The organism is Variovorax xiamenensis (genome assembly GCF_050916385.1).
Taxonomy (GTDB): Bacteria; Pseudomonadota; Gammaproteobacteria; order Burkholderiales; family Burkholderiaceae_C; genus Variovorax.
Map to the genome: position 1 here is coordinate 2,032,802 of NZ_CP139038.1, position 16,410 is coordinate 2,049,211.

The following is a 16,410-nucleotide window of genomic DNA, read 5'->3' on the forward strand; positions in this document are numbered from 1 at the left end:
GCAACCCCGGCATGCTCGACTGGAACCCCGCGCTCTACCGTCGCTACGAGGACGAGCGCACCCGTCCCGCGCAGGAACTCCTTGCGCGGGTGCCGCTGACCGAAGCGGCCCGTGTGGTCGACCTCGGCTGCGGCCCGGGCAACTCCACCGAGCTGCTGGTCAACCGGTTCCCGAAGGCGCAAGTCCTCGGGACCGACAACTCAGAAGCCATGCTGGTCAGCGCGCGCGAGCGCCTGCCGCAGGCGCGCTTCGAGCTGAGCGACATCGCGACCTGGGCGCCGCGATCTCCCGAGGAAGCGCCCGATCTCATCTATGCCAACGCGTCCCTGCAGTGGGTGCCCGATCACGAGAAGCTGATCCCGCGCCTGTTCGACGCGCTGGCCCCGGGTGGCGTGCTCGCCATCCAGATGCCCGACAACCGCCAGGAGCCCACGCACCGCCTGATGCGCGCGCTGGCCGCCGAGGCGCCCTGGGCCGAGCCCATCGGCGATGCCGACAGGCTGCGCACGCTGCTGCTCGACCTGCGCGGCTACTACGACCTGCTGGCGCCGCTCGCCCCGCATGTCGATGTCTGGCACACCATCTACCAGCACCGCATGGCCGATGCGGCTTCCATCGTCGAATGGGTGCGCGGCACCGGCCTGAAGCCCTTCGTCGACCGCCTGCCTCCCGACCTGCAGGCGAGCTACCTCGCCGAATACCAGCGCCGCGTGGACGAGGCGTATCCCGTGCGCACCGACGGCAAGCGGCTACTGGCGTTTCCGCGCATGTTCATCGTCGCGCAGAAAAAAGCATGACGAACACGGCACACCCCGCTGAAGTGCTGCTCGGTGCACAGGCCGGCGCGGTGACGCTGCCCGTGTGCGACCACTACAGCGGCGTGGAAGCGCGCATGAAGAAGAGCCTCGCGCTCCAGGCCGAGATGGCCGAGGAGTTCGGCGCCTGCGTGTTCGACGTCACCCTCGACTGCGAGGACGGCGCCCCCGTGGGCGGCGAGGCCGAGCATGCCGCGCTCGTCACCGAGCTCGCGCTGGCCGCGAAGCCCGGCATGCGCGTCGGCGTGCGGGTGCATCCCGTCGATCACCCGGCCTTTGCGGGCGACGTGGTCACCATTGCCGGCCGTGCCGGTTCGCGCCTGAGCCACCTGATGGTGCCCAAGGTCGAATCGGCGGCCGATGTGTTGCAGGCTGTTGCCGCGCTCGATGCGGCCGATGCCGGCGCATTGCCGCTGCACGTGCTGATCGAATCGCCTCTGGCGGTGCACAACGCCTTCGAGATCGCCGCCCATCCGCGCGTGCAGTCGCTGAGCTTCGGCCTCATGGATTTCGTCTCCGCGCATGCCGGTGCCATCCCGGCCGACGGTATGGGCGCCGCAGGGCAGTTCAGCCATCCGCTGGTGGTACGCGCCAAGCTGGCCATCGCGTCGGCCGCGCATGCCTACGGCAAGGTGCCATCGCATTGCGTGGTCACCGAGTTCAACGACACCGGCGCCATGCGCACGGCGGCCCGCAAGGCTGCGGCCGAATTCGGCTACACGCGCATGTGGAGCATCCATCCGAACCAGATCCGTCCGATCCTGGAAGCCTTCGCGCCGGACGAGTCGCAGATTCAAATTGCCACAAAAATCCTTGTAAAGGCGGCAGCTGCGGATTGGGCTCCGACACAAATTGATGGCACATTGCACGACCGCGCGAGCTACCGCCATTTCTGGCAGGTTCTGACGCGTGCCCACGCAACAGGGCGCGCGTTGCCCTCCGAGGCGAAAGCCTGGTTTGCATTCGCGGCCTCCTGAAACGAAACCTTCGAACCCAGCCTCAAGGAAACCCACACATGAAGAAAATTGCCCTGATCGCCGCTGTCGCCCTGGCCCTGCCGCTCGCGGCCGTGGCGCAGAGCGCAACGCCGGCCAAGCCCGCGGCCAAGGCCGAGGCGAAGAAGGCTCCGCCGAAGCGCCAGGTCACCCGCAAGGCTGCCAAGGCCGTGGAAGAAGTCACGCCGATCAGCGATGACACCAACATCGTCCTCACCGATGCCGACCTCGAAGTCGCCAAGCGCGTGTCGCTCGGCAAGGCCCAGTGCGAACTCGGCGCCGACGTGACCGTCACGGCCGACGAGAAGAAGCCCGGCTTCTTCAACGTCAGCACCAAGGGCCAGAAGTACCGCATGCACCCGGTCGAAAGCCGCACCGGCGCCATCCGCCTCGAAGACCCGCGTGCCGGCGCCATGTGGCTCCAGCTGGGCAACAAGTCGATGCTGATGAACCAGAAGGCCGGCCTGCGCATCGCCGACGAATGCCAGACCGAAGCCCAGATCGCGTTTGCCGCAGAAATGAAGAAGAACCCGCCCAAGGCCCTGTTCGACGGCGCCGACGGCGAGAAGAAGTAAGCGTACCCACCACGACGGGGTGCGGCGCGGCTCTTGCTTGACCGCCGGAGCCGCCTCGCACGCCCGCCAGCCCAGTTTCCGGAGAAAAGAAGATGTTGCAAGCCTACGTTGACCATGTTGCCGAACGCGCCGCGCTCGGTATCCCGCCGCTGCCCCTGAGCGCGAAGCAGACCTCTGAAGCGATCGAGCTCCTCAAGAGCGCGAACGCCAAAGACGGCGCCTTCCTGCTCGACCTGCTCACCCACCGCGTGCCTGCCGGCGTCGACGACGCCGCCAAGGTCAAGGCCAGCTATCTCGCGGCCGTGGCCCACGGCACCGAGAAGAGCGAGTTCATTTCGCGCGCCCGCGCCACTGAACTGCTCGGCACCATGCTCGGCGGCTACAACATCAGCCCCCTGATCGACCTGCTCGACGATGCCGAAGTCGGCGCCGTGGCTGCAGAAGGCCTGAAGAAGACCCTGCTGATGTTCGACCAGTTCCACGACGTCAAGGAAAAGGCCGACAAGGGCAACGCCAACGCCAAGGGCGTGCTGCAGAGCTGGGCCGATGCCGAATGGTTCACCAGCCGTCCCGAAGTGCCGCAGAGCCTGACCATCACGGTCTTCAAGGTTCCCGGCGAAACCAACACCGACGACCTCTCGCCCGCGCCCGACGCCACCACGCGCCCCGACATCCCGATGCACGCGCTGGCCATGCTGAAGAACAAGCGTGAAGGCACCGCGTTCGAGCCCGAGGAAGACGGCAAGCGCGGCCCGGTCAAGTTCATCGAGTCGCTGAAGGAAAAGGGCAACCAGGTCGCCTACGTGGGCGACGTGGTCGGCACGGGTTCCAGCCGCAAGTCGGCCACCAACTCGGTGCTGTGGTTCACCGGCGAAGACATCCCCTTCATCCCCAACAAGCGCTTCGGCGGCGTGTGCCTGGGCTCGAAGATCGCCCCGATCTTCTACAACACCATGGAAGACGCGGGCGCGCTGCCCATCGAGCTCGACGTGAGCCAGATGGACACCGGCGACGTCGTCGAGCTGCGCCCCTACGAAGGCAAGGCGCTGAAGGACGGCAAGGTCATCGCCGAATTCACCGTCAAGAGCGACGTGCTGTTCGACGAAGTGCGCGCCGGCGGCCGCATTCCGCTGATCATCGGCCGCGGCCTCACCACCAAGGCGCGCGAGGCCCTGGGCCTGCCCGCCTCGACGCTGTTCCGCCTGCCGCAAAGCCCTGTCGACACCAAGAAGGGCTTCTCGCTGGCGCAGAAGATGGTCGGCCGCGCCTGCGGCCTGCCCGAAGGCCAGGGCGTGCGCCCGGGCACGTACTGCGAACCCAAGATGACCTCGGTCGGCTCGCAGGACACCACCGGCCCGATGACGCGCGACGAGCTGAAGGACCTGGCCTGCCTGGGCTTCTCGGCCGACCTCGTGATGCAGTCGTTCTGCCACACCGCGGCCTACCCCAAGAAGGTGGACGTGAAGATGCACCACGAGCTGCCCGACTTCATCAGCACCCGCGGCGGCGTCTCGCTGCGCCCGGGCGACGGCGTGATCCACTCGTGGCTCAACCGCCTGCTGACGCCCGACACCGTGGGCACCGGCGGCGACAGCCACACCCGCTTCCCCATCGGCATCAGCTTCCCGGCTGGCTCGGGCCTCGTGGCCTTCGCCGCCGCCACCGGCGTGATGCCGCTGGACATGCCCGAATCGGTGCTCGTGCGCTTCAAGGGCAAGATGCAGCCCGGCGTCACGCTGCGTGACCTGGTCAACGCGATTCCGCTGTACGCCATCAAGTCCGGCCTGCTGACGGTCGAGAAGAAGGGCAAGAAGAACATCTTCTCCGGCCGCATCCTCGAAATCGAGGGCCTGCCCGACCTGAAGGTGGAACAGGCCTTCGAACTGAGCGACGCCTCGGCAGAGCGCTCGGCCGCCGGCTGCACGGTGCATCTGAACAAGGAACCGATCATCGAGTACATCAACAGCAACATCACGCTGATGAAGTGGATGATTGCCGAAGGCTACGCCGACGCACGCACGCTGCAGCGCCGCATCGCCGCGCAGGAAGCCTGGCTCGCGAACCCGCAGCTGCTCAAGGGCGACGACGACGCCGACTACGCGGCCGTGATCGAGATCGACCTGGCAGACATCCATGAGCCCATCGTGGCCTGCCCGAACGACCCCGACGACGTGAAGACGCTGTCGGACGTGGCCGGCGCCAAGATCGACGAAGTGTTCATCGGCTCGTGCATGACCAACATCGGCCATTTCCGCGCAGCCTCGAAGCTGCTCGAAGGCAAGCGTGACATCCCGGTCAAGCTGTGGATCGCTCCGCCGACCAAGATGGACGCCCAGCAGCTCACCGAGGAAGGCCACTACGGCGTGTTCGGCAATGCCGGTGCCCGCACCGAGATGCCGGGCTGCTCGCTGTGCATGGGCAACCAGGCACAGGTGCGCGAAGGCGCCACCGTCATGTCGACCAGCACCCGCAACTTCCCGAACCGCCTGGGCAAGAACACCAACGTGTACCTGGGCTCGGCGGAGCTGGCATCGATCTGCTCGAAGCTCGGCCGCATCCCGACGCGCGAGGAGTACATGGCCGACATCGGCGTGATCAACAGCAACGGCGACAAGATCTACCAGTACCTGAACTTCGACAAGATCGAGGACTACAAGGGCGTGGCGGATACGGTCGCGGCCTGATCGCTTTCGCTGCTCCAATGAAAAAGCCCCGCTCAGCGGGGCTTTTTTCTTGCGCGGAGCAGGGGGTGTGAGCCGCGCTCAGATCGGCGGCTGGTTGGGCTGCAGGTGTTCCTGGCCCGCGAGCACCATCACCGCGCCGGCCGGACCGCCGACCGCATGCGGCAGCGCAGTCTGCAGCGAGTTCGCGAAGTCGCCTCGATAGAGCTTGGCGCCCTGGTGCGTCAGGTTCGAGTTGGCATCGATGTAGATCGACTCTCCCAGCCCCGTCCACAGGCGGCAGAAGCCGTAGTCTTCCGACAGGTAGCGGCGCGTCTGCGGATCGACCATAACGTCGAAGAAGCGGTAGTGCAGGCCGAGGTCAGCCTCGCCGATGCTGTCGGGCACATAGCTGAGATCGGGGTAGCTCGCCATGAGCCGTTCGAACACGGCGCGCTTGATCACCATGAAACCGGTCGGCGCCTCGGTCATCTTCATGAAGCCGTCGGGCTGCACCTCGAGCTCGACCCGCGAGGTGGTCTCGGAAGCCTTGGCGTTGACCGTGTAGCGGGTGAAGGTGGACTCGAACTGCTGCTGCGTCGTGCCTTCGGCCACGCCGCCGTCGGGCCAGTTCTCGCGCTTGAGCGGATACACGCCCGCCGCCACGTCGTAGCCCGACAGCAGCAGACGGAAAGCCGCCTGCGCCGAGAAGCCGATGTCGGCGTCGATCCAGAACAGGTGCGTCCACTGCGGGTTGCCGAGGAACTGGGCCACGCAGTTGTTCCGCGCGCGCGTCACCAGGCTCTCGCCCTGGTGCGTGAGCACCTGCAGCCGCATGCCGGCACGCTCGGCCTGGACGGTGAAGTTCAGCATCGAGGTGAGGTAGTTCAGGAAGACCTTGCCGTCGTGGCTCGGCGTGACGATCACGGGAAAGATCTGCCGGAGTTCGGATGGGTCGAGCATGTCGGGTTCCGTTCGCTTGTCGTTGTCGCTGTCTGTGACCGTCGGGCTTACCGGGCAGGGCGCCGCATCAGCCCGAGCAGCAGGTTGTCGTAGACCTCCGTGGCCGCGGCGTTGCCGGGGAGGTAGCGGTCGATCAGGCTGCGCTGGCGTTCGCGGTACGCGGCGGCCTGCGCGTCGTGCGTGTCGATGGCTTCGATCACGCGGGTGCTGGCCCCGGCCACGTCGTTGCCCTGATAGTAGTAGCCGAGGTCCGCGCACAGGTGCGCGTTGTGCACCAGCGGATAGCCCTGCCAGCAGGTTTCCAGGTAGAAGTAGTTGAGCGGGTTCTCCCACTGGTGCGAGACCACGATGTCGGTGTTCTGCGCGAGGAACACCGGTGTCTCGTGGCGGCCCAGGAAGACTGCCTTGTGCTGGCGGACCAGGTCGAGCTGGTTCATCAGCGTGATGAACTCCATGTTCTCCTTTGCCAGCCGCTCGGCATTGGTGACCTGCAGCAGTGCGATGGCTTCGGGCCGCGAGCGGTAGGCCAGCTCAGCGATCAGCACCGGATAGAGGCAGAACTTCACCACGTTGATGTTCGGCTCCATCACGCTGAGCCGCCGTGCACCGGCCTTCGGCTGGTAGACGCCGGCATCCGGCAGGCCGCGCGTGCGCTCGTCCAGGAACACCGGGCTCCAGACGAAAGGCACCGGGCGCGCATCGGCCCGGCGCAGCACTTCGAAGTACGGCTGGCTGATGTTGGCCACCTGCGGAACCATCCAGATGTCGTCGTAGCGCTGATTGATGAACAGGTTCTGGCCCCACAGCGGCTTGCTGAACAGCATCGACTCCATGGCGTGCACGTACTCGAAGCCGCAGCAGTACGACACCAGCCGCGCGCCGCGCCGCTTCAGGTAGTCGGTCTGCGCCGCGTCGATCTGGCCCCCGAGTTCGATCAGCACGTCCACGCTGTCCTTGGCCGTCTCGAAGGTCACGGTGGGCCAGCGCGCCTGGTCCCAGGGCAGGGCCGGCGTGATCGGGATGGCCGTGGTGTTAACAAGCACCACCGAGGCCACCGCCGGGCAGTGCTTCAGCGCCTCCGCCAGGAACACGGCGTTCTGCTTGATGCCGTTGTTCCAGAGCGTTTCGGCCTCGTGATGGAGGCCAATGGTGATTCCAATGCGGAGCCTGGGTGCTTGGGACATCGAATTGTTTCTTGAATGTTAATTACCGGGTGGGGCAATTGGCGTGAAAAAAATCACAAGGCCCGAATTGTGGGGGTGTGATTAATTTCACGATTCTAAATAGCCCCGTGACATTTTTGGCAAAACCATGAGGTTGTGCGGCATCTGGAAGAAGGCCGCTAGAAGGCGTCCTGATGGTGGAAGTTGCTCGCAGATGAGGCGCGTGAGTGCTCTGGGAATTTTAATTGGAACCCCGTTTCGCGGTATCGATGACGTCTTCAGGCGTCAAAAGGTAGGACGCTTTTTGAAATTTTTGTGAACTAAATCATCAGAGGTGATTTTGAAGATTGCTGCGGTGCATCCGAAATGTAAACAACTCCGTACATTCCAGCATTCCTGTAATTGAGCGCGGCCGAGACCGGCGCTCCAGCGATGGACCCAGACATGGGACGCATCGCATTTCAGCCGATACGAGTCCTGTCCATCCAATCACCGCGAGCCGAATAGCAAATGAATAAGTCCTACAGAAGCATCTGGAACGAAGCCCTCGGAGCATGGGTGGCAGCGTCCGAACTCACTTCGGCGAGGGGCAAGCGCAGCGGCTCGAGCGTGACTGCGGTGGCGGCGGCGATCGGCCTGGTGATTGCCTCCTTCGGTTTCGCTCCGCAGGCGGGAGCCACCGTGATCGGGCCGACGACGGGGTGCACGACCGGCAGTGGCACCGGGCCCGACGGCACGACCAGCTACGGGGCAACCGCCAATCCCATCGACGGTTCGGGTGTCTGGTCGAACGTTGCCGGCTGTTCCGCGAATGGCGGCAACTTCCTGGGCGTGACGCTGTTCGGCTCCTTCACCACCGCCCAGGGCGCAGGCGCCACGGCGATCGGCATGGGGTCGGTGGCCAACAAGCTGGCCACCGCGCTGGGCCACCAGGCACAGGCCACCGGCATCACGAGCGTGGCGGTCGGCTTCAACGCCCGTGGTGTCGGTGACAACAGCGTGGCCATGGGCAATGCGGCCAGCGCGCAGGGCGTCAACGGGATCGCCATCGGCCTGAACGCCAACGCCGCCAGCCTCGGTTCCAGCAACCTGGCGATCGGCTGGGGCGCCAACGCGAGCGGCACTGCCGCCGGCCTGGGCGATTCGACCGCGATCGGTACCGGCGCCAAGGCCACCGGCCAGGATTCGACCGCCGTCGGCGGCCAGACCACCGCCAGCGGCAAGAACACGCTGGCCATCGGCAACAACGGCACGGCGGCCACTGCGGACGGTGCGACGGCCTTCGGCGTGAGCGCAGCCGCGTCCGGCAAGAACTCCCTGGCGGCCGGCAACGGCACCGTGGCATCGAACACGGGCTCGATCGCCATCGGCAGCAACCTGAGCGGCGTCGCCAATTCGGCGGCCGTCGACGGCATCGCGATCGGCGGGCAATCGTCGGTGGTGGCCGCCGCCACCTCGGGCATCGCCCTTGGGCGCGGCGCGGTGGTCAACGGCGCCTTCGGCATCGCCCAGGGCGATGGCGTGACCAGCGGCGCCACGGGCCAGAACGTGGCGATCGGCTCCGGCGGCACTACCGCCAACAGCAGCACCGCCGCCGGCGGCGCGGTGGCCATCGGCCGCGGCCAGAAGGCCACCGGCAACGGCGCCGTGGCCATCGGCGATCCGAACACCTCCACCGGCACCGGCGCGGTCACCGTAGGTGCCGACAACACGGCCAACGGCACCGGCGCGATCGCGCTCGGCAACCTGAACAACGCGACCGGCAACGCGGCCGTCGCGCTCGGCAACGCTTCCAACGCGACCGCCGGCGGCGCGGTGGCGATCGGCAGCGCGGCGAACGCCTATGCCTCCGATGCAGTCGCCATCGGCACGGGCGCGCGCGCCAACACTTTCGGCACCGCCGTCGGCATCAGCTCCAATGCTTATGGCCTCAGCTCCTCCGCTTACGGCCAGGCGGCGAGCGCGCAGGGCCTGAACTCGACCGCCGTGGGCTTCAAGAGCACGGCATCGGGCGCATCGAGCACCTCGTTCGGCGAGAGCTCCAACGCGTCCGGCGACTTCTCGCTGGCCATGGGCAACAGCGCGAACGCCATCGGCACAAACAGCGTGGCTGCCGGCGCAGCGGCGCAGGCGAACCAGAGCTCGGGCACGGCCGTGGGTACCTTCGCGCAGGCGACCGGCGCTTCGTCGACGGCCCTGGGCGCGGCCGCCAATGCGGTCGGCGACAGGAGCGTCGCGGTCGGCCGCTCCGCCGTGGCCAACAACACCGGCGGCGTCGCCGTCGGCAATCTTGCCAATGCCGTGGCTGCCAATGCCGTGGCCGTCGGCGTCACTTCCATCGCCACCGGCGCCGACTCGCTCGCGCTGGGCACCAACGCACGCGCGGCTGCCGACAGCTCCATCGCCATCGGCAAGAACTCGGCCATCGGCTCCAGCTCGGACGTCAACACGATCGCCATCGGCACGAACGCGAACAGCTGGGGCGGAAGCATCGCGCTGGGCACCGGCGCGTCGGCCGACCAGATCGGCGTCGCGGCCCAGAATGCCGGCATCGCCATCGGCGGCAACGCCACGACCGATGACCGGACGACCCGCAGCATCGCTATCGGCAATGGCGCAACGGTCAAGCCGCCAGGCGCGACGGTGGTCGATGCCGCGATCGCATTGGGCGCCAATGCGACCGGCGCCGCATCGAACACGGTGGCCATCGGTACGCTTGCCAACGCAACGTATGCCAACAGCGTCGCGATCGGCGCGGGCAGCGTGACCGGCGCGGCCGCGCCGACGGGCACCGGCTTCCTCACCGGCACCGCCGCTCCTGCCTCCGAGGTTTCGGTGGGCTCGGCTTCCGCCCTGCGGCGGATCACGAACGTGGCCGACGGCTCCGCTTCCCAGGACGCCGTGACGGTGGCCCAGCTGAGCACCGGGATGAGCACCACGGCGAGCAGCATCGCCAGCCTCTCCACCTCGACCTCGACGGGCATCACCAGCCTCTCGACCGGCCTGAGCACGACCAACAGCAGCGTCGCCAGCCTGTCGACTTCCACATCGACCGGCATCACCAGCCTGTCGACTGGCCTGAGCACCACCAACAGCAGCGTCGCCAGCCTGTCGACCTCGACCTCCACCGGGCTGAGCACGGCGACCAGCAGGATCAACAGCTTGTCGACGGGGCTGAGCACTGCGACGAGCAGCATCGGCAGCCTCTCGACTGGCCTGAGCACGACGAACAGCTCCGTCACGAGCCTGTCGACCTCCACCTCGACGGGCATCACCAGCCTGTCGACCGGCCTGAGCACGACGAACAGCTCCGTCACGAGCTTGTCGACTTCCACCTCGACGGGCATCGGCAGCCTCTCGACCGGCCTGAGCACGACCAACAGCAGCGTCGCAAGCCTCTCGACCGGTCTCAGCACCTCGGCGAGCGGCATCGCCAGCCTTTCCTCGGGCCTGAGCACCACCAACAGCGCAGTCGCGAGCCTGTCCACTTCGACTTCTACCGGCATCACCAGCCTGTCGACATCCACGTCGACCGGCATAACCAGTCTGTCGACCGGCCTGAGCACGACCAATAGCGCCGTCACGAGCCTGTCGACTTCCACGTCGACCGGCATCACCAGCCTTTCGACCGGCCTTAGCACCACCAACAGCTCCGTCACCAGCCTGTCGACCTCCACCTCGACGGGCTTGAGCACCGCGACCAGCCGCATCAACAGCCTGTCGACGGGCTTGAGCACGACCAACAGCACGGTCACCAGTCTTTCGACTTCGACCTCGACCGGCATCGCCAGCCTGTCGACTTCGACCTCGACTGGCCTGAGCACGACGAACAGTTCCGTGGCGAGCTTGTCGACCTCCACCTCGACCGGTATCACCAGCCTTTCCACTGGCCTGAGCACCACCAACAGCGCTGTGGCCAGCCTGTCGACCTCCACCTCGACTGGCCTGAGCACGACGAACAGCTCCGTGGCGAGCTTGTCCACTTCCACTTCGACTGGCATCGCCAGCCTGTCGACTTCGACCTCGACTGGCCTGAGCACCACGAACAGCGCCGTGGCGAGCCTGTCGACCTCCACCTCGACCGGCATCAGCAGCCTGTCGACCGGCCTGAGCACCACCAACAGCGCTGTCGCCAGCTTGTCGACCTCCACCTCGACTGGCCTGAGCACGACGAACAGCTCCGTGGCGAGCTTGTCCACTTCCACTTCGACTGGCATCGCCAGCCTGTCGACTTCGACCTCGACTGGCCTGAGCACCACGAACAGCGCCGTAGCGAGCCTGTCGACCTCCACCTCGACCGGTATCACCAGCCTGTCTACCGGCCTTAGCACGACCAACAGCTCCATCACGAGCCTGTCGACCTCCACCTCGACCGGTATCACCAGCCTGTCTACCGGCCTTAGCACGACCAACAGCTCCATCACGAGCTTGTCGACCTCCACCTCGACCGGTATCAGCAGCCTGTCTACAGGCCTGAGCACGACCAACAGCTCCGTGGCCAGCCTGTCGACTTCTACTTCGACTGGCATCACCAGCCTGTCGACTGGCCTGAGCACAACCAACAGTTCCGTCGCGAGCCTGTCGACCTCCACCTCGACGGGTATCAGCAGCCTGTCGACTGGCCTGAGCACGACCAACAGCTCCGTCACGAGCCTGTCGACTTCCACCTCGACGGGTATCAGCAGCCTGTCGACTGGCCTGAGCACGACCAACAGCTCCGTCACGAGCCTGTCGACCTCGACCTCGACGGGCATCAGTAGCCTGTCGACTGGCCTGAGCACGACCAACAGCGCTGTCGCCAGCTTGTCGACCTCCACCTCGACTGGCCTCAGCACGACGAACAGTTCCGTGGCGAGCCTGTCGACTTCCACCTCGACGGGCATCACCAGCCTGTCGACTGGCCTGAGCACGACGAACAGCGCCGTGGCCAGCTTGTCGACTTCTACTTCGACTGGCATCACCAGCTTGTCGACCGGCCTGAGCACCACCAACAGCACCGTGGCGAGCCTGTCGACTTCCACCTCGACCGGCATCAGCAGCCTGTCCACCGGCCTGAGCACGGCAACCAGCGGCATCGGCAGCCTCTCGACCGGCCTGAGCACGACCAACAGCAACCTGAGCACCCTGAGCTCCTCGGTCAGCTCGATCTACAACACCGGCACGAAGTACTTCCACGCCAACAGCACCGGCGCGGACAGCCAGGCCATCGGCGCCAACAGCGTGGCCATCGGGCAGAACGCGATCGCCACCGGCGACAACAGCGTTGCGCTCGGCGCGGACTCCGCCGCCAGCCGCACCGCCGCGGCTATGACGAACTACGACGCCTTCGGCCTCACGAGCAAGCAGACCGCGGCCGGCGAAGTGAACGTGGGCAACCGCGTGATCACGGGCGTGGCGCCCGGCACCGCTGACCAGGATGCGGTCAACGTCCTGCAGGTGAAGACAGTCACCGCTTCGCTGTCCAACGGCCTGAGCACGACAAACAGCAGCGTCGCGAGCCTGTCGACCTCCACCTCGACCGGCCTGAGCACTGCCACCAGCAGCATCGGCAGCCTGTCCACCGGCCTGAGCACGACCAACAGCACCGTCGCCAGCCTCTCGACGAACCTCAGTTCCTCGACGAGCGCCATCAACAGCCTGTCCACGGGCTTGAGCACGACCAACAGCAGCGTCGCGAGCCTGTCGACGTCGACCTCGACGGGCCTGAGCACGGCGACGAGCAGCATCGGCAGCCTCTCGACCGGCTTGAGCACGACCAACAGCAGCGTTGCGAGCCTGTCGACCTCCACGTCGACTGGCCTGAGCACTGCCACCAGCAGCATCGGCAGCCTGTCGACCGGCCTGAGCACGACGAACAGCAGCGTCGCGAGCCTGTCGACCTCCACGTCGACTGGCCTGAGCACTGCCACCAGCAGCATCGGCAGCCTGTCGACCGGCCTGAGCACGACGAACAGCAGCGTCGCGAGCCTGTCGACTTCCACTTCGACCGGCCTGAGCACTGCCACCAGCAGCATCGGCAGCCTGTCGACCGGCCTGAGCACGACGAACAGCAATGTCGCCAGCCTGTCGACCTCGACCTCCACGGGTCTGAGCACGGCCACGAGCAGCATCGACAGCCTGTCCACATCGACCTCGACCGGCCTGAGCACCGCGACCAGCAGCATCAACAGCCTGTCGACCGGTCTCAGCACCACCAACAGCAGCGTTGCGAGCCTGTCGACCTCCACCTCGACGGGCATCGCAAGCCTGTCGACCTCGACCTCCACGGGTCTGAGCACGGCCACGAGCAGCATCGGCAGCCTGTCCACGTCGACCTCGACGGGCCTGAGCACCGCCACCAGCAGCATCAACAGCCTGTCGACCGGTCTCAGCACCACCAACAGCAGCGTTGCCAGCCTGTCGACTTCCACATCGACCGGCATCAGCAGCCTGTCGACCTCGACGTCGACCGGCCTGAGCACGGCCACGAGCAGCATCGACAGCCTGTCCACGTCGACTTCTACGGGCCTGAGCACCGCGACCAGCGGCATCAACAGCCTGTCGACGGGGCTCAGCACCACCAACAGCAGCGTTGCGAGCCTGTCCACCTCCACCTCGACGGGCATCGCCAGCCTGTCGACCTCGACCTCCACGGGTCTGAGCACGGCCACGAGCAGCATCGACAGCCTGTCCACGTCGACTTCGACGGGCCTGAGCACTGCCACCAGCGGCATCAACAGCCTGTCGACCGGCCTCAGCACCACGAACAGCAGCGTTGCGAGCCTGTCGACTTCCACGTCGACCGGCATCAGCAGCCTGTCCACCGGGCTGAGCACGACCAACAGCACTGTCGCGAGCCTGTCGACCGGCCTGAGCACGACCGCCAGCAGCATCGACAGCCTGTCCACGTCGACCTCGACGGGCCTGAGCACTGCCACCAGCAGCATCAACAGCCTGTCCACCGGCCTCAGCACCACGAACAGCAGCGTCACCAGCCTCTCGACCTCCACCTCGACGGGTATCAGCAGCCTGTCGACGGGTCTCAGCACCACCAACAGCAGCGTCACCAGCCTGTCGACTTCCACGTCGACCGGCATCAGCAGTCTGTCCACGGGCCTGAGCACGACGAACAGCAGCGTTGCGAGCCTGTCGACCTCCACGTCGACTGGCCTGAGCACTGCCACCAGCAGCATCAATAGCCTGTCGACCGGCCTCAGCACGACCAACAGCAGCGTTTCGAGCCTGTCCACCTCGACCTCGACGGGCATCGCCAGCCTGTCGACCTCGACCTCCACGGGCCTGAGCACGGCGACCAGCAGCATCGACAGCCTGTCCACGTCGACCTCGACGGGCCTGAGCACGGCGACCAGCAGCATCAACAGCCTGTCGACTTCCACCTCGACCGGCATCAGCAGCCTGTCCACCGGCCTGAGCACGACGAACAGCAGCGTCGCGAGCCTGTCGACCTCCACGTCGACCGGCCTGAGCACTGCCACGAGCAGCATCGACAGCTTGTCCACGTCGACTTCGACGGGCCTGAGCACGGCGACCAGCAGCATCAACAGCCTGTCGACCGGCCTCAGCACCACCAACAGCAACGTGGCGAGCCTGTCGACCTCCACCTCGACCAGCATCAGCAGCCTGTCGACGGGTCTCAGCACCGCCACGAGCAGCATCGACAGCCTGTCCACGTCGACCTCGACCGGCCTGAGCACCGCGACCAGCAGCATCGGCAGCCTGTCGACGGGCCTCAGCACGACGAACAGCAATGTCGCCAGCCTTTCCACCGGCCTGAGCACGGTGTCCAGCACGGTCGACAGCCTGTCCACCGGCCTGAGCACCACGACGAGCAACATCGGCAGCCTGTCGACGGGGTTGAGCACGACCAACAGCAGCCTGGCGAGCCTGTCGACCTCGACGTCGACCGGCCTGAGCACGGCCACGAGCAGCATCGACAGCCTGTCCACGTCGACCTCGACGGGCCTGAGCACCGCGACCAGCGGCATCAGCAGCCTGTCGACGAGCCTGAGCAGCACGAACAGCAATGTCGCGAGCCTGTCGACCTCCACGTCGACCGGCCTGAGCACCGCGTTCAGCGGCATCGGCAGCCTCTCGACCGGCCTGAGCACGACCAACGTCAACCTCAACAGCCTGAGCACCTCGGTCAACAACATCTACAACACCGGCACGAAGTACTTCCACGCCAATTCGACGGCGGGCGACTCGGTGGCCAGCGGCCAGGAAGCCGTGGCGATCGGCCCGCAGTCGGTGGCCAGCGGCGCCAACTCCTTCGCCGCCGGCAACGGCGCGAAGGCGACGGCCGACGGTGCGGTGGCGGTGGGCTTCGGCGCGCAGGCGACGGGTACCAACGCGATCGCCATCGGCACCGGGGCATTGGCCACGGGCTCGCAGGCCATCGGCGCCAATGCACGTGCGGGCGGCGGCGGCGTGGCCCTGGGCGACAACGCGGATGCCGGCGGCACGCCGCTGAGCCAGGCGCAGAACGTCTCCAAGGGCACGGCCATCGGCTTCGGCGCGGTGGTGCAGCAAAGCGGCGGCGTGGCGCTGGGCTCGGGCTCGGTGGCTTCCACCGCGGCGGGCGTGGCCGGCTACGTGCCGGGCAGCGCGACGGCGCAGGACCAGGCGGCCATCAGGGCGACCACCAGCACCCAGGCAGCGGTGTCGGTCGGCGACGCAGCCAACGGCCAGTTCCGCCAGATCACCGGCGTGGCGGCGGGTACGGCCGACAGCGACGCGACCAACGTGGCGCAGCTGAAGGCGGCATCCGCGGCGGCGAAGGCCAGCAGCGTGCAGTACGCGACCAACCCCGACGGGTCGGTCAACTACAACCAGATCACGCTGGGCAACGGCCAGGCCCCGGGCGGCACGCGCATCAGCAACGTGGCACCGGGCATCCTGCCGGGCGACGCGGTCAACGTGCAGCAGCTCAACCAGGTGCAAGGCCAGGTCGGCGACGTGGCGCGCATCGCCTACTCGGGCACCGCCATGGCCTTCGCGATGTCGGGCACCTACCTGCCGACGCTGTACCCCGGCGAGAAGACCGTGGGCGTGGGCCTGGGCAGCTACAAGGGCTACAGCGCCGTGGCGCTGACCTTCAAGGCGCTGTCCGACGACGGCAAGATGTCCTGGGGCGCGGGCCTGACGACCACGGGCAAGGAGTGGGGCATCAACGCCGGCATCGGCTGGAAGTGGAAGTAAGGAAACAAGGAAATAAGCCACTGAAAGGCCGCTCACCCGGC

At 66.7% G+C, this 16,410-nt stretch carries 7 protein-coding genes; 5 read left to right on the plus strand and 2 right to left on the minus strand.

What is annotated here, in order from left to right; all coding sequences use genetic code 11:
• Positions 1 to 11 precede the first annotated feature (11 nt).
• From tam to SFB74_RS08915, 4 genes are all read left to right on the plus strand, one after another.
• Positions 12 to 797 carry a trans-aconitate 2-methyltransferase gene (gene tam / locus SFB74_RS08900; RefSeq protein ID WP_432730430.1) on the plus strand — a complete coding sequence of 262 codons (786 nt, stop codon included), beginning with the start codon at positions 12 to 14 and terminating at the stop codon, positions 795 to 797.
• Positions 794 to 1,792 carry an HpcH/HpaI aldolase/citrate lyase family protein gene (locus tag SFB74_RS08905; protein ID WP_432730431.1) on the plus strand — a complete coding sequence of 333 codons (999 nt, stop codon included), beginning with the start codon at positions 794 to 796 and terminating at the stop codon, positions 1,790 to 1,792. Before tam ends, SFB74_RS08905 begins: the two co-directional genes overlap by 4 nt.
• Before the next feature lie 38 nt (positions 1,793 to 1,830).
• The gene (locus tag SFB74_RS08910; RefSeq protein ID WP_432730432.1) at positions 1,831 to 2,385 is read left to right on the plus strand and encodes a hypothetical protein; all 555 of its coding nucleotides are present in this window, start codon (positions 1,831 to 1,833) and stop codon (positions 2,383 to 2,385) included.
• A 92-nt stretch (positions 2,386 to 2,477) separates the two neighbouring features.
• Positions 2,478 to 5,069, plus strand: coding sequence for a bifunctional aconitate hydratase 2/2-methylisocitrate dehydratase (locus tag SFB74_RS08915; protein WP_432730433.1), 2,592 nt, complete (start codon positions 2,478 to 2,480; stop codon positions 5,067 to 5,069).
• A gap of 78 nt (positions 5,070 to 5,147) precedes the next feature.
• Here SFB74_RS08915 and SFB74_RS08920 read toward each other — a convergent pair whose 3' ends face one another.
• Complete coding sequence (locus tag SFB74_RS08920; protein WP_432730434.1) at positions 5,148 to 6,008, minus strand: hypothetical protein; 861 nt, start codon at positions 6,006 to 6,008, stop codon at positions 5,148 to 5,150.
• A gap of 47 nt (positions 6,009 to 6,055) precedes the next feature.
• Positions 6,056 to 7,192 (minus strand): DUF2827 domain-containing protein, encoded by a 1,137-nt coding sequence (locus tag SFB74_RS08925; protein ID WP_432730436.1) that lies wholly within the window; start codon positions 7,190 to 7,192, stop codon positions 6,056 to 6,058.
• Between the two features lie 489 nt (positions 7,193 to 7,681).
• On the opposite strand from SFB74_RS08925, the gene SFB74_RS08930 reads away from it, so the two are divergent.
• Entirely contained in the window at positions 7,682 to 16,369 is an 8,688-nt protein-coding gene (locus tag SFB74_RS08930) for an ESPR-type extended signal peptide-containing protein (RefSeq protein ID WP_432730437.1), read from the plus strand.
• The last annotated feature ends 41 nt before the right edge of the window (positions 16,370 to 16,410 follow it).